This is a genomic window from Gracilibacillus pellucidus (genome assembly GCF_033949965.1).
In the GTDB taxonomy this organism is placed as follows: Bacteria; Bacillota; Bacilli; order Bacillales; family Amphibacillaceae; genus Gracilibacillus; species Gracilibacillus pellucidus.
This window is the reverse complement of record NZ_JAWZSR010000007.1, coordinates 1-19,742: the sequence shown is the minus strand read 5'-3', so window position 1 is coordinate 19,742 and position 19,742 is coordinate 1. Positions and strand designations below refer to the sequence as shown.

Annotated in this window: 24 protein-coding genes; 8 read left to right on the top strand and 16 right to left on the bottom strand. The window is 36.5% G+C overall.

From position 1 onward, the window contains the following. Window positions 1-310 precede the first annotated feature (310 nt). Window positions 311-1,678 (bottom strand): TrkH family potassium uptake protein, encoded by a 1,368-nt coding sequence (locus tag SH601_RS12250; protein WP_319958606.1) that lies wholly within the window; start codon window positions 1,676-1,678, stop codon window positions 311-313. Window positions 1,679-1,983: 305 nt separating this feature from the next. Here SH601_RS12250 and SH601_RS12245 point away from each other — a divergent pair, with 305 nt between their 5' ends. Next, complete coding sequence (locus SH601_RS12245; RefSeq protein ID WP_319958605.1) at window positions 1,984-2,769, top strand: ion transporter; 786 nt, start codon at window positions 1,984-1,986, stop codon at window positions 2,767-2,769. Between the two features lie 179 nt (window positions 2,770-2,948). Here SH601_RS12245 and SH601_RS12240 read toward each other — a convergent pair whose 3' ends face one another. The 3 genes from SH601_RS12240 to SH601_RS12230 all read right to left on the bottom strand — a co-directional run bounded on the left by SH601_RS12240 (window position 2,949) and on the right by SH601_RS12230 (window position 4,932). Beyond that, a complete protein-coding gene (locus tag SH601_RS12240; RefSeq protein ID WP_319958604.1) occupies window positions 2,949-3,623 on the bottom strand; it encodes a uracil-DNA glycosylase in 675 nt (224 codons plus the stop codon). 5 nt (window positions 3,624-3,628) lie between these two features. After that, on the bottom strand, window positions 3,629-4,498 hold the full coding sequence (gene rbsK, locus SH601_RS12235) for a ribokinase (RefSeq protein WP_319958603.1): 870 nt from the start codon (window positions 4,496-4,498) through the stop codon (window positions 3,629-3,631). Window positions 4,499-4,602: 104 nt separating this feature from the next. Then, a complete protein-coding gene (locus SH601_RS12230; RefSeq protein WP_319958602.1) occupies window positions 4,603-4,932 on the bottom strand; it encodes a winged helix-turn-helix transcriptional regulator in 330 nt (109 codons plus the stop codon). Between the two features lie 137 nt (window positions 4,933-5,069). On the opposite strand from SH601_RS12230, the gene SH601_RS12225 reads away from it, so the two are divergent. Then, a complete protein-coding gene (locus SH601_RS12225) occupies window positions 5,070-5,600 on the top strand; it encodes a YceI family protein (RefSeq protein ID WP_319958601.1) in 531 nt (176 codons plus the stop codon). A gap of 64 nt (window positions 5,601-5,664) precedes the next feature. Here SH601_RS12225 and SH601_RS12220 read toward each other — a convergent pair whose 3' ends face one another. Together SH601_RS12220 and SH601_RS12215 are read right to left on the bottom strand one after the other, a co-directional pair. Next, window positions 5,665-6,621, bottom strand: a complete 957-nt coding sequence (locus SH601_RS12220) for a LacI family DNA-binding transcriptional regulator (RefSeq protein WP_319958600.1) — start codon at window positions 6,619-6,621, stop codon at window positions 5,665-5,667. A 231-nt stretch (window positions 6,622-6,852) separates the two neighbouring features. After that, window positions 6,853-7,212 (bottom strand): nuclear transport factor 2 family protein, encoded by a 360-nt coding sequence (locus SH601_RS12215; RefSeq protein ID WP_319958599.1) that lies wholly within the window; start codon window positions 7,210-7,212, stop codon window positions 6,853-6,855. 260 nt (window positions 7,213-7,472) lie between these two features. Between SH601_RS12215 and SH601_RS12210 the strand changes: the two genes are divergently transcribed. Together SH601_RS12210 and SH601_RS12205 are read left to right on the top strand one after the other, a co-directional pair. Continuing rightward, window positions 7,473-7,736: a CD3324 family protein gene (locus SH601_RS12210; protein WP_319958598.1), complete on the top strand. Its 264-nt coding sequence runs from the start codon at window positions 7,473-7,475 to the stop codon at window positions 7,734-7,736. A gap of 89 nt (window positions 7,737-7,825) precedes the next feature. Further along, window positions 7,826-8,464, top strand: coding sequence for a FusB/FusC family EF-G-binding protein (locus SH601_RS12205; RefSeq protein WP_319958597.1), 639 nt, complete (start codon window positions 7,826-7,828; stop codon window positions 8,462-8,464). A 41-nt stretch (window positions 8,465-8,505) separates the two neighbouring features. On the opposite strand, the gene SH601_RS12200 is transcribed toward SH601_RS12205, so the two are convergent. The 7 genes from SH601_RS12200 to SH601_RS12170 all read right to left on the bottom strand — a co-directional run bounded on the left by SH601_RS12200 (window position 8,506) and on the right by SH601_RS12170 (window position 12,952). Then, complete coding sequence (locus SH601_RS12200; RefSeq protein WP_319958596.1) at window positions 8,506-8,685, bottom strand: hypothetical protein; 180 nt, start codon at window positions 8,683-8,685, stop codon at window positions 8,506-8,508. A 17-nt stretch (window positions 8,686-8,702) separates the two neighbouring features. Continuing rightward, window positions 8,703-9,086: a hypothetical protein gene (locus SH601_RS12195; RefSeq protein WP_319958595.1), complete on the bottom strand. Its 384-nt coding sequence runs from the start codon at window positions 9,084-9,086 to the stop codon at window positions 8,703-8,705. Window positions 9,087-9,100: 14 nt separating this feature from the next. Then, the gene (locus tag SH601_RS12190; RefSeq protein ID WP_319958594.1) at window positions 9,101-9,307 is read right to left on the bottom strand and encodes a helix-turn-helix transcriptional regulator; all 207 of its coding nucleotides are present in this window, start codon (window positions 9,305-9,307) and stop codon (window positions 9,101-9,103) included. Window positions 9,308-9,468: 161 nt separating this feature from the next. After that, window positions 9,469-10,083 (bottom strand): PepSY domain-containing protein, encoded by a 615-nt coding sequence (locus SH601_RS12185; RefSeq protein ID WP_319958593.1) that lies wholly within the window; start codon window positions 10,081-10,083, stop codon window positions 9,469-9,471. A gap of 91 nt (window positions 10,084-10,174) precedes the next feature. Continuing rightward, window positions 10,175-11,524, bottom strand: coding sequence for a HAMP domain-containing sensor histidine kinase (locus tag SH601_RS12180; RefSeq protein WP_319958592.1), 1,350 nt, complete (start codon window positions 11,522-11,524; stop codon window positions 10,175-10,177). Next, window positions 11,521-12,207 carry a response regulator transcription factor gene (locus SH601_RS12175; protein ID WP_319958591.1) on the bottom strand — a complete coding sequence of 229 codons (687 nt, stop codon included), beginning with the start codon at window positions 12,205-12,207 and terminating at the stop codon, window positions 11,521-11,523. The genes SH601_RS12180 and SH601_RS12175 overlap by 4 nt, the downstream gene beginning before the upstream one ends. 91 nt (window positions 12,208-12,298) lie before the next feature. Continuing rightward, window positions 12,299-12,952, bottom strand: a complete 654-nt coding sequence (locus SH601_RS12170) for a reverse transcriptase-like protein (protein WP_319958590.1) — start codon at window positions 12,950-12,952, stop codon at window positions 12,299-12,301. Between the two features lie 90 nt (window positions 12,953-13,042). Here SH601_RS12170 and SH601_RS12165 point away from each other — a divergent pair, with 90 nt between their 5' ends. Beyond that, on the top strand, window positions 13,043-13,660 hold the full coding sequence (locus SH601_RS12165) for a LysE family transporter (protein WP_319958589.1): 618 nt from the start codon (window positions 13,043-13,045) through the stop codon (window positions 13,658-13,660). 56 nt (window positions 13,661-13,716) lie between these two features. Beyond that, window positions 13,717-15,048: an amino acid permease gene (locus SH601_RS12160; RefSeq protein ID WP_319958588.1), complete on the top strand. Its 1,332-nt coding sequence runs from the start codon at window positions 13,717-13,719 to the stop codon at window positions 15,046-15,048. Between the two features lie 32 nt (window positions 15,049-15,080). On the opposite strand, the gene SH601_RS12155 is transcribed toward SH601_RS12160, so the two are convergent. Beyond that, a complete protein-coding gene (locus SH601_RS12155; protein ID WP_319958587.1) occupies window positions 15,081-16,841 on the bottom strand; it encodes a methyl-accepting chemotaxis protein in 1,761 nt (586 codons plus the stop codon). Between the two features lie 153 nt (window positions 16,842-16,994). Next, entirely contained in the window at window positions 16,995-17,894 is a 900-nt protein-coding gene (locus tag SH601_RS12150; protein WP_319958586.1) for an SDR family oxidoreductase, read from the bottom strand. 132 nt (window positions 17,895-18,026) lie between these two features. On the opposite strand from SH601_RS12150, the gene SH601_RS12145 reads away from it, so the two are divergent. Then, on the top strand, window positions 18,027-18,197 hold the full coding sequence (locus SH601_RS12145; RefSeq protein WP_319958585.1) for a hypothetical protein: 171 nt from the start codon (window positions 18,027-18,029) through the stop codon (window positions 18,195-18,197). Window positions 18,198-18,292: 95 nt separating this feature from the next. Next, complete coding sequence (locus SH601_RS12140) at window positions 18,293-19,237, top strand: nuclease-related domain-containing protein (RefSeq protein ID WP_319958584.1); 945 nt, start codon at window positions 18,293-18,295, stop codon at window positions 19,235-19,237. A 1-nt stretch (window position 19,238) separates the two neighbouring features. Here the strand turns inward: SH601_RS12140 and SH601_RS12135 are convergent, their stop codons facing one another. Beyond that, window positions 19,239-19,559, bottom strand: coding sequence for a hypothetical protein (locus SH601_RS12135; RefSeq protein ID WP_319958583.1), 321 nt, complete (start codon window positions 19,557-19,559; stop codon window positions 19,239-19,241). Between the last annotated feature and the right edge of the window lie 183 nt (window positions 19,560-19,742).

Sequence of the window (19,742 nt, the reverse complement as noted above, 5' to 3'; positions counted from 1 at the left end):
GACATAACTTCCACTTTTTTCCGTGTTATGTCCACGAGACTGCTTCTCATGGACATAACTTTCACTTTTTTCCGTGTTATGTCCACGAGACTGCTTCTCATGGACATAACTTTCACTTTTTTCTGTGTTGTGTCCATGAGGCTGCTTCTCATGGACATAACTTTCACTTTTTTCTGTGTTGTGTCCATGAGGCTGCTTCTCATGGACATAACTTTTGCCTTTCTACCTGTTATGTCCATGAGCCCGTAATTTTGCTAATCAACAATTATGAGCGTTCATAAAGAAAAACCTCAGGCACATAGCCTTGAGGTTATCCGATAATAACTCGTTCTGTTGGATAGTGGAAACGATCTTTTGTATCGTCACCACGAACAATGAATAGGAATGTAAACAAACCAATTCGACCAATAAACATGAGACACATAATTAAACATTTACCAAAAACCGATAAATCAGGAGTGATTCCCATTGATAGTCCCGTTGTTCCGAAGGCCGATGATACTTCAAAAATAATTTCCATTAAGCTAAACGACTCTGTTTTGTTTAACACGATAATCGATCCGACACAAAGCATTAATGCTGTTGTGATGACAATAAAGGATCTCAACATATCTTCTTGGTGAATTTCTCGTCCAAATACTTTCACACTTGAGTTCCCTTTTGCATAATTCCAAATCGTCAGTAGCATGATAGCAAAAGTTGTCGTTCGAATCCCGCCTCCCACACTACTTGGTGACGCCCCGATAAACATGAGCGCACTAATTAAAAATAGTGTACCTGCTGAAAACTCAGACACTTCCATCGTAGACAAACCACCACTCCGACTTGTCACAGACTGGAATAAGCTATAGAAAAATGTTTCATGCCATGATTTATCCGCAAAAAAAGCATCTCTTTCTAATAGGAAAATGAATATTGCACCGAGTATAACAAGCCAAAAGAACGTAACAGATGTAATTTTCGTAAACAACGAAAATTTATGACGATCATTTAATGCTTGATGTCTTCCTCTTAGCACTTCTTTTACTTCCACTAAAACTGGAAAACCAATTGCTCCTAATACGATTAAAATCATATTGATAAATTGGACAAAATAGTCTTCAGCAAAAGGAATTAATGATGCACCAGTAATATCAAGCCCACCATTTGTCGTGGCGCTGACAGATGCAAAAACCCCATGAAGCACTGCCTCCCAAAAAGAATCGTAATAATTGAGAAAATGGATCGATAAAATAGCTGCTCCAATCAATTCAATTAGTAAGATTAATTTAAAAATCTCTAACATTAATTTAACAAGACCAGAAAAAGTTTTACTGTTTTGTTCTACCATGATCATCTTTCGGTTACGAATACCGATTTTCTTACCGAGTATAACCCAAATGAACGTACCCATCGCCATGATCCCGATACCACCTAGGTGTAAAATGACAGCGATAGCTAACTGACCAGCTGGATTAAACACATCTGGAATAGAAACAACAGTCAAACCTGTTACACTTATCGAAGTAACTGCTGTAAACATCGCATCAATAAACGATAATTCCACACCCGGTCGATGGAGAAAAGGTAAACTAACAATAATCGTCGCAATTACTACCGCTATTAAATAATAAATAACTATATGATGGATCGCTGTCCATTGCTTAGACAGCTCCTTTATTTTTTGTATACCAACCATTTTATAGACCCCTTAGTATAAGTACAAACTAGAGGATAGTTTACCATATATTTAACCAATTATCATCTTTTCTTTTGGATAATGATAGCTGACTTTTTGATCTCTTCCTCTTATCAAGAATAGGAAAGAAAAGCTGCCAACCCCATCAATAAATGGTTTATTCTGTAATTCACAGCTTCTGCCCCCTTCCTTTTTCATTCAATATTATACTAAAATCAAAAAAAGGGAGTATACAGTTTGTATTTCTGTACTATTCATCTTAAAATGATTTTAATAGAGAAGATTTATATAAAAGGAGAAATCGAATGAATTTCATAAAGTCTTTGGTTACAGATAAACGCTTTAATCGTTTTATCACGGCATTAATTCTATTCAACGCTGTCTTAATTGGACTTGAGACATACCCACCTATTTACGAAAACTATCATACATACTTTGTTGTAATTGATATTATTATTCTAATTATTTTTGCATTAGAAGTTATTTTGAAGATACTCGTTTGGAAAAAGGACTTCTTCTCGAACCCTTGGAACATCTTTGACTTTGTCATCGTACTCGGAAGTCTTATTCTATATAGCACTCCATTTGTTAGTGTCTTACGTATTTTCCGTGTCTTGCGAGTATTCCGTACGATTACAGCAATTCCTACATTAAGAAGAGTTGTCACTGCTTTATTTATGGCTATCCCAACTATTAGTAGTGTACTTTTAGTGATGTCACTTATTTTTTATGTGTATGCTGTTTTAGGAACATCTTTCTATCACGAAATTGCTCCAGAATATTTCGGAAATATCTTTTTAACATTCATCACCTTGTTCCAAATTTTCACCTTAGAATCTTGGGCAAGTGGTATCTTCCGACCAATCTTTGAACAAGAACCATGGGCATGGCTTTACTTCCTTACTTTCATTGTTATATCAGCTTTCATTATGATTAACTTAATTGTCGGGGAAATCGTTAATAACGCACAAAAAATTACGGACGATATTGAAGAAGATACAGACGAAATTAAAGAGGATACCAGTGAAATAAAAGAATTAAGAAAAGAAATTCAAGAACTGAAAGAATTAATTCAGAATAAATCTGAGTAATCATATAAAGCGAGACTTCAATCAGTGGGAGTTTTACGAAAAGAGAGTTAGTGTGCTTACCACTAACTCTCTTTTTATTACACCTATCTAGCGCGATTTGATGACACTTTGTGCTAGATTCCCGCTCATTTTTGTCAGCAAATTAATCCGCCTCATACGCTTATTTCATGATACTTTTTCTATTCAATCTGCCAATCGATCGGCTGTTGCCCATTTTGTTCGAGCAGTTGGTTTGTTTGTGAAAATGGTTTACTGCCGAAAAAGCCACGATGTGCGGATAAAGGGCTTGGGTGTGGTGATTTAATCACATAATGTTTGGATAAATCGATTAGTGCTTGTTTTTTCTGTGCTGCTGCTCCCCATAGAATATAAACAACAGGTGTTTCTTTTTGATTCAATGTCGTAATGACTTGGTCTGTGAACTGCTCCCAGCCTTGGCCTCGGTGGGAATGTGCCTGTCCATTTCTGACCGTTAATACATTGTTTAGTAACAAGACACCTTGCTCTGCCCATCTCACCAAGTAGCCGTGATTCGGGATTGCACAACCTAAATCTGCTTGCAACTCTTTATAAATATTCCGTAATGACGGTGGAATCGTAACCTCTGGTTTAACAGAAAAACTCAAACCATGCGCTTGCCCCGGACCATGATATGGATCTTGGCCGAGAATGACTACCTTTACTTGATGAAAAGGTGTGTAATGTAACGCATTGTAAATATCGTACATATCAGGATAAATCGTATGTTGCTGATATTCCCTTTTTAGAAATTCACGCAAGTGCCAATAATAATCCTTTTGAAATTCTTCTTCTAATCGTTCTGCCCAATCATTTTTTATGATACTTGTTGCCATCATCATCAACCTTTTCGTAAAAATTGTAGAACTTGTTCTCTTGTAGGCATTCCGCCCTGTGCCCCCATTTTACCAACAGATAGTGCTGCAGCTGCATTAGCAAAAGTCACTGCTTCTGTTAAAGACTTTCCTTCTGCAAGTGCTACTGCAAGTGCCCCGTTGAACGTATCACCAGCTCCAGTAGTATCTACTACTTCGACTGCATGTGATGGTACACTTTTTTCTGCCCTATCCTCAACAAACGTCACACCGTCTTTTCCTTTTGTCGTAATTAAATGCTCACTTAATGTATCACCAAATAATTGTTCTTTTTCTGTTTCATTCGGTGTAATATACGTAGCCTTCTCCCATGAAGCATTATCTAATTCCATTGCAGGTGCTGGATTAATGATAACGGGAATATTATGCTCCTGACAAAAATCGATACAAAAAGTAATCGTCTCTTTCGGAATTTCAAACTGTAATAAAACATAATCGCTATCAAGGATGGATTGTTTTACTTGTTCGATATATTCGGTTGTTACTTCGCCATTTGCACCCGCAACGATAATAATTCGGTTATCTTGGTCTGACAAAATAATATTCGCAAGTCCTGTCGGTGTTTGATTTAGACGCTCAACATGGTCTACATGAATATGTTCATTGCGTAAATTATTGAGCAACTCTTCTCCAAATGCATCGTCCCCAACACGACCAATCATTGTTACATCTGCGCCAAGCCGGGCTGCTGCCACTGCTTGGTTAGCACCTTTCCCACCAGGAATGGTATGAAAGTTTTCACCTCTTACCGTTTCACCTTGCACAGGTACAACATTTGTCTCTGTCACTAAATCCATATTAATACTACCGATTACCGTAATTTTCGGTTTTGTCATATGTATGCCTCCGATATTCATTATTATTTTATATTTTAGTACAAAAAAGAAAAACTGCGAAGTATTTACTTCACAGTTTTAACTACCACTATACCGGGTAATCTTTATACAAGTGATTGATTATCTGCTTCTTGCCAGTTATCTGCCCATCGTTGAATACTTTCTAATACCGGTTTTAACGCCAGCCCTTTTTCCGTTAGATCATACTCGATTCTAACTGGGGTTTCATTATATACATGGCGCTTAACAATACCTTGCTTCTCTAAGTCCTTTAAACGCTCAGATAAAACACGACCGCTAATACCGATTGATGATTCAATCGTTGAAAAACGTTGTGCACCTTCAAGTAATTGAAAAATGATCAATCCAGTCCAACGCTTATTTAATATATTTAATGCCGATTCAAACTTCGGACAAATGGTTGTATCTGCCATAGTTTTCACCTCTTTAATTGTAGTATAGCAAATTTTTTTACATAAATAAAATAATTAAATTACTTGACGTAACTGATTATTGTTTGTATACTTAGTTACATAAAGTAAGTAATTAATTTTTTGGGAGGAATTTTAAAATGGCAAACGTAACATTAGATAAAGTACACAGTGGTCTTAATTTTGAAGTAAAACATATGATGGTATCTAAAGCGAAAGGTGAATTCCAAAGCTTTGATGTTGATTTCAACGGTGACTTCGATAAATTAGAAGACGCTAGCGTTAAAGTAACAATCGATGTAGCATCTGTTGAAACAAATAATGAAGATCGTAACGGACACTTAAAGTCTGCTGACTTCTTCAACGTAGAAGAATTCCCAACTATTACATTCGAAAGTAAAAACATTACAAAAGTAAGTGACGATGAATTCAAAGTAACTGGTGATTTAACAATCGTAGACGTTACAAAAGAAGAAACGTTCACTGTAGAATATAACGGAAAAGCAAAAGATCCAATGCAAGGTAACACAATCGCAGGTGCTGATGTATCTGGTAAAATCAACCGCGAAGATTATGGTTTAACTTGGAACGCAGCACTTGAAACTGGTGGAGTATTAATTGGTAAAGAGATCAAATTCTCTGGCGGATTCGAATTTGTTGTAGAAGACTAATAGCCATTAAAAAATCCAACGTGTGACAACACGTTGGATTTTTGCTTTTCAGAAGTAATGTAACTTACACAGTTTTTCTTTCTATTAATGTAACAGCTAGCTTTTCATGTGACGTTTCCGCTTCACCTAATGCATGTATAAATAACCTCTCCCCCATTGTCACAATTGGGACTTCAAATGTAGTTATTCCCATCATTTTTGACATCGGTTGATTATCAAAACCTATTAGTGCTAGATCATTCGGTATCTCTATTCCTATATTCTGGACAGCTGTAAAAATACCTGCAGCCACTATATCACAACTCACTAACAATGCATCTGGTTTAACACGCAACTGCATGATCTCATCAACGATTTTTTGCCCATCCTCAAAATAATAATTATCAGTAAAAATAAATTCCTGCTGTGGATAACGTTTAAGGAAATCTTGATATGCTTGATGACGGAAATAACTATTAGATCCAGATTGGCGACCAATACAATATCCTATTTGCTGATATCCATGTTGATGTAAATATGTCAACGCATCTGTAAAGCTTTGATAATGATCTATATATACAGAATCGACATACTGATTACCTGTCGCATTTTCACAAACAACAATGGCTCCATATTGCTGATATCGTTCTATTTCATCCAGTGCCAACGTACGTGAACAAATAATTAGAGCATCTATTTGTTTATGCTTTAGCATATTTAATGCTTCCCACTCACGTGACCCTTCATAATTAGTTTGAATAAGAACAAAATGGTAGTGTCTTTCCATTGCTTGTTTAGCTACTCCCTCGATCAACAAACCAAAATAAGGATGCCTAGCAAATGGTACAACCACACCAATCAAATGTGTTTTCCCTTGGCTTAGATTGACTGCTGTACGATTAACTTGATAATTAACTTTTTCCATCGCTTGTATGACAGCTTCTCTTTTCTCTTCACTTACATATGGATGATTATTGATTACTCTTGACACCGTTGTAACAGACACACCTGCCATTTGAGCAATATCACGAATATTAGCCATGTCCTCTCACCTTTTTCAAAAAAGTTCTTGCTCTGAAACGCGTTCCATCCTCTAACATACAAATAAAGGAGGTTAAAAGATGAATATATTATTTGGTATCTTTGCCTGGGTGATGATGTGTAGCACCATCCTTATTTTAACATTTTTTGCAAGTTGGTTAGAAGAAAAATATAATAATTCAGATGTAAAAAAATGAGCGCTTCATTAAGAGCGCTCACTGAACATTTTTGATTATATCTCTACTACATAACTAATAATTTCTTTAATCTTTCCATCTTTATGTTTATTTAATTTGTAGATATCGCAAAAACTATAGTGACGTTGTACACCACTTCTATCGGTTGAATGGATAATCCCATTTACGACACCTTCTTTACCATGAGTAATTAAATGTTCGATATCTAGCTCAAATTGGTTCCCCTTATCCATTCCTTCTAATGATTCTTCTAGTACATCTATCCCTTTCAATGTATCATTTCCTACCATGCGCCAAACGATATCCTCTGTCACACTTTGCAAGATTTTTTCACTATTTGCTTTAACAAAAGCTTCATTAAATTCACGGAAAAACTGTTGATTTTTTGTTTCCATTTTATACACGCTCCTTCGATTACTTACACCTAGACTAGCACAAAGCCTGGTTCGTTAATAGTAGATTGGTTTAGAGATGTAAATTGTTGTATAATATAATGGTGGAGGTGTTTTAAATGGCAATACTTAAGCAATTGCCCTTCTTTAATCGTTCCCATGCAAAGCCTAACAAATAAGGCGATACTTTGTATGGGTGATGAGAAAATCGCCTTATTTGCGCAGGCTCCTACTTATCGAACGAAAAATAAGGAGTGAGCACATTGAAAACGACAAAAGCGCAAGAAATCCTTCCCGAAGAACTACTGCTTGCCTTACAGGAATATGTACAAGGAAAAAGCATCTATATTCCAAAGCGAGAAACAAAAAATCGCTGGGGAATATGTTCTGGAAGTAGAAGTTATTATGACAAGCGAAATCAACAAATACGAAATTTATTTCATACAGGTACAACCATCGAAGTGTTAGCGACAACCTTTTCTTTATCAGTTGAAACGATTAAAAAAATTGTCTATAAAAAGATATAAGGTACGAATATGGTAAGAATGGTTTCCAATCGTTCTTGCCATATCTTTTTATCTAAAAACTGCTAAACTAAAAGCAAGGAGGATGAACAATGGACGCGTTTATACAACCCCATCAATATCATTATATAAAACAACAAGTGAAAAAGATCGTCAGTGCTCAAGCGAATTCTAACGATAGCCAAGTCATTCAAGCAGTCAAAGAAATCGCTATGGAAGAATTAGAAAAGCAATTAGATCACCTTTCTGAAGAACAAAAGGAGATACTATCTGCTATACAAACAATGAAAGATAGAGAAGATATCGATCCCTTTCTTCAACAACTTAAACAATATGTTATATCTTTTCCACTAATTAGTGAAAAGCAATTACAAAAAGCATTTCCCAAAGTAAAGAAATTGAAAATGCCTGACTTAGAACCATTTGATAGAAAAGAAACGGTCTATCTAAGATGGGATGATGTCAGTTTAAACAAAACATTTATGCTCATTCCTAAGGATGAAAAGCTAATCGGAGTCCAAGGACAACTTGATACGACACAACAAAAAGGAATCTGTTCCCTTTGTAACGGATTAGAAAATGTTTCACTATTTACATCCGCGAAAAAAGGGCAGATGCGTGGTACCTATTCGAAGCGAGGAAACTATATTTGCAAAGATCCAATAAGCTGTAATCAAAATATTGCAACATTGCAGTTGCTTCATAATTTTATCGATCGTTTACAGGCATGAATCTAATAGCAGATTCATGCCTGTTTAATAGTTGATAAAGATTAATCCCCTAGAAAGGCTGCCATAATAACAGCGATCACAAACACAAGAACAAAAACAATCATAAGCCCATAGAAGCCTTTCTTCGTCAGTTGCTGACTATTATTTCGAGCTTTTTTCGAAATTACATATGTCACGATCACACCAAATAGAATAACGATAAGTAAATACCAACCATACATATTTCTTCCCCTCCTTACTAATACCGTTTTGACAGTACAACCATCGTCAGAAAAGATGTCACAATTATTAATGCACCTAAGATTGCTACTGCTTGATATGCCGTTACATCTAGTATGTCAAAGTATAATACGGTAAGCATGACGATGATAAATCCGATATTCATAATATAACTATAAAACATGCTACGCTCTCTAATCTTTTTTGTCCGTTCATCATTTTGAACAAATTGCGGTGCTAAATAGGCATTACAAAAACACATCACCGTCATAGCAAGTAACATCAGATCATGACCAGCTGGAAAAGTCCTGGTACTGATCGTCGCTACATTAAATAAAATAGCCAATAACAAAAAGAACACACCTAAAATCACAAATAATTTTCGGTCATATTGCTTTGTCACATTTATCTTCCTTTCTATTTTATATCATCATCTTCCAATATAAATACTTCCTCTACCGTTCGATTAAATAGTCGTGCGATTTGAATAGCTAACGGTAAAGAAGGATTATATTTACCTTTTTCAATAGAGATAATGGTTTGACGAGACACATTTAATTTGCTTGCGATGCTTTCTTGAGAAATCCGCTGCTCATTCCGAAATTCCTTCATTCGATTTTTCACACACAACTCATCCTTTCTATTTTGAGTTTAATGTAAAGCAACCTTTACCGTCAAGTAAACTTTACGCTTTATTCAAAAAAAAATAAAACACTAGATAACTCCAGTGTTTTACCTACTATTTAGTTACGACTTTTTCATATAAAGTGAGACTGTATTCTCCATCAATCCTCTTCCAGTTCATCTTTAGAAATGGAGATAATCGAACCAGTATATGCATCAATCTCTAAGTCAATTTCTTCTTTGTCTGTTCTCAATTCTATTTCATAGAGGTATCTTCCATCCTCTTCATCTTGTTCAAATTCCATAATATCTCCATTCGGATATTGTTCTGATACAATCGCTCTTGCCTCTTCTGCGGAAATCAGTGTATTTGTTGCAGAATCAGATTGTTGCTCGATTTCATCCGATCTACTGTCATCATCTTCTTCCTTGTTATTTTCCTGACTTACCGTATTTTCATCCACATCCTCTTCATTCGAACTAATTGGAGGTGTGGATTTTTCATCTAGCTGTAACACTTCTCCTGTTTCTGCATTTACTTCCAATGCATAATCCCGATCCGTTCCTTTTATACTCACTTCATACACTTTTGGATTGCTTTCCTCTACTAATTTTATTTCCTCTATTTGACCGGCATATTGCTTCGCGATTTTTTCTTTCGCCTCATCCTCTGATAAATAGGCTTCGGCTGGAGAAGCGGTGAAGATGTTAATGACAAATATTCCACCACAAATAATAAGAATCGTGGATACCAACATCAATAGCTTCTTTTTCATCCTTAATCACTCCTCTTTTTTGTTACTTATAGTATAGTCAAAAGTACTAAGCAGACTATGAGAGAAAAATGAGAATTTGATGAGAAAATAGTTATTTGGGCAATGTTATAGTAAAGGTTGAACCTTGGTTCATTTGACTCTCAATATGAACCTTTCCTCCGTGTAACTGAACAATCCCATGACAAATCGCCAACCCAAGACCTGTTCCACCTGCTTTTCGACTTCGTGCCTTGTCAACACGGTAAAAACGGTCAAAAATATGTTGTTGCTCTGCTTCAGATAACCCTTCGCCTTTATCTATCACATCAATTGCTAACTGGTCTTGTATATCTTGCATCCTTACAATGACGGTATCTTCGCTATATTTACATGCATTATCAACTAAAATGTAAAGCGCCTGATGCATTTTACTTCTGTCTGCGCTAATTGTAATATCTTGCTCTGTTTCATGATAAAATTTAATTTCTCGCTGATAGGCAGTAGATAATGACCGAATGACATCACGTACAATTTGACTAATATTAACTTGTTCAAATAGAACATTTTCTTGATCCTCATTTTTAGCTAAAATAAGCATTTGTTCCGTTAAATGCTGCATACGGTCAGATTCCGATAGAATGGCATCTGTTGCTTCATCAAATATTTCAGGTTTGTCCTTCCCACGCCGTTGTAATAGTTCCGCATAGCTTCTAATAACAGATATAGGAGTTCTGAGTTCATGCGAAGCATCAGAAACAAACCGTTCTTGTTTCTGTCTATTTTCTTCTATTCGATCAATCATAGCATTATAAGCTTGCTGCATCTCACTAATCTCATCTTTGTTGTTTCGTTTAAGTTCAAGCTTCTCCCATCTTCCATTCTTCGGGTTTTCTTTCATTTCAGCTGTCAATGCCTGAATCTTGTTGGTGATATATTGGGATAAAAGATAACCAGCTAATAATGTCGGGAATATCATCATCCCAGCAGTAAGTAATAACACGAGTCGCAAAGTACTTAATGAATCATCCATTGCATATAAAGCTTCACTAACTTGTAAAGTAACGACGGAACCATCTTTCCAAATAATTGGTATCGAGACTTGGACATATCGTGTTTGATTATCTCTCGCTATCTGACTGTGTTCCGTTTGTGAATAAGCAAAAGGCCATTCGTCAAAACGTTCATCTGTGCTAACATGTTCTATCGTATCCCCGTTGCTATCAATAACTCTAATGATCCCATTAGCAGGAAGATAAGCCGTCAGCAAATTCTCCTGTTCGATCTCAAGCGTTGAGCTATTAACAATTGCCTCCATAATACTTTCTACATCTGCTTTCACTCGATTTATTTCGTTTTCACTAGCGCGATTTTCATATAATACATAAACAGCGCTATTAATAAGCAAAATAACAAGAATCATAAATCCACTTAGGAAAAGTTGTACTTTTGTTCGTAATTTCACTTTTTAACATCCTTTATCGTATAACCAACACCACGAACTGTTTGAATCGTTACTTTTTGAAATGGTTTATCGATTTTATTGCGAATATAGCGAATATAGACATCAACAATATTGGTATCCCCGATATAATCGAATCCCCAAACTTTATCTAATAATTGCTCGCGATTAAATACTTGGTTTTTGTTTTTTAATAAAAAGGTAAGCAAGTCATATTCACGAGGGGTAAGTTCAATTGATTGACCATCTCTTATCACATCTCTTGACGGGAGATCAATCGTTAAATCTTGATAATTTAGTTGGTTTTGATCACTATTAGCTGGTTTCACAAGTCTTAATTGTGCTCGAACTCTTGCTAATAATTCTTCCATCTGAAATGGTTTGGTTATATAATCGTTTGCCCCTAAATCTAGTCCAGATACTTTATCATGTACTTCATCACGAGCAGTTAACAAAAGAATCGGAGTGGCCGTGTTTGTTTTTCGATAACGTCTCAGTATTTCCAGACCACTCATTCCAGGTAGCATAATATCTAATAAAACAAGATCATAATCATTTTCTTGTAAAAGTTGAAAAGCTGTTTGTCCATCAATAGCAATAGTTGTTTGGTAGTCTTCGTAATTCAATTCCAGTTCTAAAACACGAGCTAGCTTTTCTTCGTCTTCTACAATTAGAATCTTTGTCATGTAATCCTCTCCTCAGCAATAAATATAGCACAAACTAAGAAAGGAGGCATTACAAAAGGATGATTGCTGCACTATGGCTTCACAGCAAAACCTAAAACTTTTTACAGCTGTCTATTTCGACATTTTCCATAGCCTTTGTCGCTAACTGATGTGCTTCTCGATTATCTTTTCTGGCGATGTCCTGATATTGGGCATCAACCCCCATCATCTCCAGCTTTCGCTCAATTCTGTCAGCCCAATTATTTAACGTTTCCTCCATGCACGGCCATTCTCCCAATAATTGATTGATCACTACTTTAGAGTCTCCTTTAAATGTAACCTGCTGATGATGAACATGCAGTTCTTCTAATTGTTTAATCGCTTCAAATAATGCGACATACTCCGCTTCATTGTTGGAGGTCAATTCAGGGACTGTACTATTTTTTCGTATGCGGTATGATTGATGATTTTGTGTGTAGTAGATCGCAAAACCTAATCCCGCTTTATTCGTTTTCAAATCAAAACCAGCATCAAAATACACCGTGACATGACTTGGCTCTGATACCATTTCTTCTGTGTAGGTCTTTAGCTCTTTTTTATTCCAGTGGTTGCCTTTGTAATCAATAAATTCAATCGATTTCGTTCGATTCCACTGTTCAAAATCATTAGCAATTGCTAACGCCACTTCCACTTCAAGTTCTTCTGAATGAAATGTTGTCTGCATACCTTTAGGTGATACATAAGCTATCTTTAATGTGACATACATATATTATATCTCCTTTGGCTCATATCTTCTCATTCTGTAAATAGAATAGTAATAGTACAAGCATATATTAGCTGGGGGGAGCGAAAGTAATTGACTATTTTTCTTAGTTACATGTTTCTTGGGATATCTTTAGCCGCACCAATCGGGCCAATCAATGCCGCACAAATTAACCAAGGCATTAAAAATGGCTTCTTGCATTCATGGATGATTGGATTAGGTTCTATTATAGCAGAGTTATTTTTTATCCTTGCGGTCTACTTTGGCGTTGTCCATTTTTTAGATACTCCTTTGGTGAAGACATTTTTATGGTCATTTGGCGCATTTGTTCTTATGTATACAGGGATTGAAAGTATTGTTTCCAATCAATCCTTACAAGTGCGAGGGGAACGTGATTCATTATTCAAAACCTTTACCTCTGGATTTCTGCTTTCTATTAGTAATCCACTCTCGATTTTGTTTTGGTTAGGTATTTATGGTTCTGTATTGGCAAACACGATGCACAAATATGATACACTTCATTTATTTTGGTACAGCTCTGCGATTATACTCGGTGTCATGGTATGGGATCTCTCCATGGCTTTCATCTCTAGTAGCTCTCGGCGCCTACTCTCAGACAAAATAGTAAAAGCCATTTCTGTTATCACAGGCATTTCCTTAATTGGCTTTGCTATTTATTTTGGCTATCAGGCCATTACACTCATATTTTAGCTCACTTTATCCAATACTAAACACGCTTTAGTTCAACAGGATAAGGAGAATGTAATGTGAGTGAATCGGCTTCTACTTCGGAAAAAAAACTTACTTGGTGGCAATTAGCGTTAACAGGTGTCGGCTGCACGATTGGGACAGGCTATTTTCTCGGTTCAAGTATTGGTATCAAACTTACTGGACCTTCCATTGTCTTTTCTTTTTTGATTGCAGCCATTGGTACGTATATTGTGTTTAATTTATTAGCAAAGATGTCTGCTGCTGATCCCCAGGAAGGTTCTTTCTGCTATTATGCGGAAAAAGCCTTTGGTAAATGGGCTGGCTTTAGCTGTGGATGGAACTATTGGTGTTCAAGCATTTTAATTATGGGTAGTCAATTAATCGCCTTGGCTATTCTAACAAAGAAGTGGTTTCCGGACATTCCACTTTGGGTGCTTGCGGCGATTTATGCGATACTGTCTATTTTAGTTATTTTGCTTGGAACAAGAGGATTTGACCGTATTGAGGATTTTTTAGCAGTTATCAAAACTGCTGCCATTTTTATGTTTATTATCATTGCGATTGTTGCACTATCTGGTGGAATCTCTGGTGATTCAGTCTCTCAGCCAGGCTTTCCAACTAATTTAGCTGATACGTTTACTGGTGGATATAAAGGCTTTTGGGCATCACTTATCTATGCTTTTTATGCTTTTGGTGGCATTGAAGTAATTGGATTGATGGCAATCAGATTGAAGAAAAAAGAAGATGCACCAAAAACAGGGAAAGTGATGCTAGGATTACTCACTCTTATCTATATTGTCTCTCTTTGTCTAGCTGTGATTATGGCATCGGTTGATAAATTCGATCCAAAAGAAAGCCCATTTGTGACAGCTTTAGCTGAGTATTCACTACCTTTTTTTCCACACCTATTTAACGCAGCAATCATTGTTGCTGGCTTCTCGACGATGACTGCTGCGTTGTTTGGCGTTGTTACTTTACTCGTCACTTTAGCAAAAGACGGAGATGCACCGAAGTTGTTCTCGAAAAAAATCAACAGGTTTAAAGAACTACCTCTTCCTTCTTTATTACTTGCGACCATCGGAATGGTTGCCTCCGTCATTACTGCTTTACTCTTGCCAGAAAAAATTTATGAATATATTACAACAGCTGCCGGAATCTTATTGCTGTTCAACTGGGCTTTTATTATCATTTCCTCATGGCGTGTCTTAGAGGGAATAAAGTTGGTTAACAAGGTGATTGCATGTGTTGGGTTATTGTTTCTAACAGCAGCCGTTTCTGGAACTTTAATGGATGAAACCATTCGACCTGGATTTTGGATTAGCTTGTTGCTAGTATTCATCATTGGTGTTATTACACTGCTGATGCAAAGGCATTGGAACAAGCAGTAGCTGTTCCAATGTTTCCTAAAACAAACCAATTTTTATTCTTGATTATTTTCTTCCTCAACTTTTTTAAATTTGTTGACCTGTTCATTTAAACTATTTACAATTTCTTTATTATGGTTAGCTTCCTGAGTAATCGTCGTAACCGAATTTAGTAAACTAGTTGTATTCTCGCTAGATTCAATCACTGTATTAACATTTTCCTCCACAGCAACTGTAATTTCCTGAATACCGGTTGCCATTGTATCTGAAATCCCTCGAAGTTCTGTCGATTTCGTGCTGAACCGTGAAAGCATATCATTAACCCAGTCCATATTTTTCTTATAATTATTGGCTATCTCCACAAATTCCTGATAATCAGTTAATACCTTTTCAGTTATATAAGCATTAATTTTATTCGCATTCTCAACCAATTCGTCTACCGATTTTGTTACTAACGTATTAATATGTTGGATATCACTCGCTGTCTCTTGTGTGCTTTCTGCTAATTTCCTTACCTCATCTGCCACAACAGCGAAGCCTTTCCCTGCTTCTCCCGCCCTTGCTGCCTCAATGGATGCATTAAGAGACAGAAGATCTGTCTGAGCAGAAATATCTAAAATATTTGTTGTAAGACCATTTATTTGTTCTACAGATCGACTGTTTTCAATCGATATATCCATTGCTTTCTTGATTTCCTTCAAAATATGCTCTGTTTGCTCTTTACTCTGATTAGATTTCGTTCTAACCTCCTCTGCTTGTTTTGCAATATTTTCAACATAATCTGATTTTTCATTTACCTCATTTGTCATACTATCAGCGGCAAATAGAACATGTTGTGCACCATCCTCCATATTTTGAATCGTTGCACTTATTTCTTCCATACTTGCAGATAATTCATTTAAGGCACCAGAAATATTAGCTGTTGCATCTTTGGAATGTGAAATATTATTACTAATATTTTCTGTAGAAGCATACACCTTGCGCGAGCCAGATTTGATAGAAATCATCGCTTGTTGTAACGTCTCTAAGAAACGATTAATACCTTTTGTAATTTGCCCTACTTCATCCACTGAGTTATTTTTTATCCGTACTGTTAAATCACCTTCGTTATTTTCTAACTTTTCAATAATAGATTGAAGGCTGTTGTTCGCGGTTTTAAGTGGATTAATGATCGTCCTTTTCGAAATCCAAAAAGCTACAGCTGCGGAAATGATAAAAATAATAGCCATTCCCCAAATAATAATAGTAGATCTATTTATTCTAGAATTAATTAGATTTTTCTCGTGGCTTATACTGTTATCTAATATAGTTAAAAATTCACTCTTCGTATCCGCCATATCCTCCGCTATTGAAATAAGATTTTGATAACTATTTGCAGCAGATGATAAATCATTATTTGCCATATAATCCGCTATAGAAGATACTTGCTCCAAATATGTAGCTAAATCTTCCTCATATCGAACGTACCCATCTCTTAACGTATTATCCATTGCATTTTCAGAAAAAGTTTTTGTGATAGAAGCGATTTCATTTTTGTTACTATTTGCTTTCTCTAAGCTAGTCAATAATGTATCGGTCATCGCTTCCTCATCTTTACTACTATTCATAAGAAAAGCTTGAATAGTTTTATCAATTTGCCCCATTTCCTCAGCTAAACTAACACGTTCCCTTTCTAAATTGACAAAAGAATTAGACATTAAGTCAGCAGATAGTTTTACCTGAGAATTGGTAATCGCACTAAGTGCTGTGTTTAAAGTAAATAAAAACGCTAACAAAATAAGAATTAACAATATTCGATTAGCTATTGATTTGCGCATAAGTTTGTCCTCCTTTTCCGATATAGGAAAAGGATAATACTCCTAAAGACCTATGTCCATCAACAAAAAGTTGATACATAGTTACTTTTAGTTGATCATAAAAAAACAGCATAACCAGAATACTCTGCTTATACTGTTTCTTAACCTATTGAATTATGCAAAAACTTGCCCACCATTCACATGCATCGTTTCACCTGTAACAAAACGTGAATCATCTGAAGCAAGATAAACAAACGCTGGCGCAATCTCAAATGGTTGTGCTTGGCGATCCATTGGGTTACCAGCAAGCGTCACTTCGTCAGCTGAGAAACTAGATGGGATTAAGGGCGTCCAAAACCTTCCTGGTGCAATGGCATTAACACGAATACCTTTTTCCACTAGATTTCTAGCAAGCGCACGAGTGAAACCAATGTTTGCACCTTTTGTTGCTGTGTAATCGATTAATTGCTCAAACCCATAAAAGGTAACGACAGAAGAAGTATTGATGATGGAGCTTCCTGCTTTTAAGTATTGTAATGCCGCTCTAGTAGTATAAAAATGCGAATAGATATTTACTTTAAATGTATCATCAAATTGTTCATCCGTAATATCTTCTAAACTTAATTGTTGGAACTGAATCCCCACGTGATTGCATAACACATCAAGCTGCCCAAATGCTTCCACTGTTTTTTCTACGATATCCACACATTGTTGTTTCTCACGCAAATCACCAGGAAGCAATAAACATTTTTGCCCTAACTCTTCGATTCTCGCTTTCGTTCGATTGGCATCATCATGTTCATCTAAATAAGCAATCGCCACATTTGCTCCTTCTTTCGCAAAGGCAATCGCAGCGGCTGCCCCCATCCCACTATCACCACCTGTGATAAGAGCTACTTTATCTTTTAACTTCCCGCTTCCTTTGTAGTTAGGGTTTTCGATAATTGGATGAGGTACCATTAATCCTTCCACACCTGGTTGACGATATTGTCGTTGTTCAGGCACTGTCATTCCTACTTCTTCATACTTCGTAATCTTCCCATAATTAGGGTACATCGGATATTCATTCGACATTCGTATGCCTCCTTTAATACTCGCTACACATACTTTATGCTTAATGGGCACATACCGTGTTTGTCTAATTTTCCATTAAACTAGCTCATTTCACAAAGAGTATGCATAGCCTACTATCACGGAGGTGAAACGATGCATTATTATTACAATCCAGAAGCAAAGTACTTATTAATAAGAGAATCCGAGAAAACAGAAAATGTGTTATATGATGACAATTCAGCCGCTTGGCCACTACCCGCAATTGGACCTAGACCACCATATTATACAAATCCCGTTTATCAAGCTTATTATCCTGTTATCTAAACTAGCCATGGAGCCATTCATCTTAATGGATGGCTTTTTACTTGTTAAAATTGTGCTATAATATAGGAAAACTTATCAATAAAGGAGATGATTCATTGATTGTAAAACCTCCTGAAAAAACAGAACAACTTCGCCAATTAGAAATAATCATGAAGCGCCGTTCAAGCATTCCATCTGATCTCAGCGAACTCTACGGGCGTGAACTGGCTGGGTACCTCGGAGAACAGAGCTTACCTTATTACCTCCATCTCGCTTCTTTTACTTCCCATTATGACTTATACAACTTGAGACTCGAATTTAATAATTATCATTTTCAAATGGATGGATTATTTCTGTTTCCTACTTTTTTCTTGTTGATAGAGGTTAAACATTTAAAAGGAACTATATCTATTAATCAAGCTGGACAGTTAATCCAAACGAAAGAATCCGAGGAAAAAATCTATCAACACCCTTTGCATCAGGCCAATTTACAAAAAGAACAGCTACAACACCTTCTTTATTCCCTTGGGCATGATACGATACCCATCCACACCTTAACAACATTAACTCACAGGGAAGCTAATTTGACTTTTCATGATCCTGATGTTATCCCTATTCAACAACTTCCTTTTCGCATTAAAGAATTATCAAAAACTTACGCAGAAGCTCAACTAATAGCGGACAAGCGCTTACAACTAAGTAAGCAACTCATCTCTTTACACCGTAATAGACCACTTTCTTTTTCTAAACTAACAAAAGATAATGTGAAAAATATCAAAAGGGGCGTATATTGTCCGAGATGTGAAGCTATCATGAAAAGGATATACGGAACATGGAAGTGTTACAGCTGTGGCTGTCAAGATAAGCAAGCACACCTATCTGCACTAATCGACTACAGCTATTTATTCGGCTATTCTATTACTAATAAACAGGCAAGGTGGTTTCTATTATTAGATTCAATCTATACTACATCCCGCCTATTAAAACAGCTAGATATAGAATCAAAAGGAAGAACGAAATTCAGAATATATAACTTGAAGAATTTACTGCTGAGAAAATAAATCATTTTAGGCACTTCCGATAAGCCCGAGGAGGTGCCTTTTTTGTTATGTTCTGCCTTCCTTCTTGCAACTTCCGCTCTTCTTCTTGCAACTTCCGCTCCTCTTCTTGCAACTTCCGCTCCTCTTCTTGCAACTTCCGCTCCTCTTCTTGCAACTTCCGCTCCTCTTCTTGCAACTTCCGCTCCTCTTCTTGCAACTTCCGCTCCTCTTCTTGCAACTTCCGCTCTTCTTCTTGCAACTTCCGCTCTTCTTCTTGCAACTTCTGCTCCTCTTCTTGCAACTTCCGCTCTTCTTCTTGCAACTTCCGCTCTTCTTCTTGCAACTTCCGCTCCTCTTTCTTGCAACTTCCGCTCCTCTTCTCGCAACTTCCTCTCTTCTTCTTGCAACTTCCGCTCTTCTTCTTGCAACTTCCGCTCTTCTTCTTGCAACTTCCGCTCTTCTTCTTGCAACTTCCGCTCTTCTTCTTGCAACTTCCGCTCTTCTTCTTGCAACTTCCGCTCTTCTT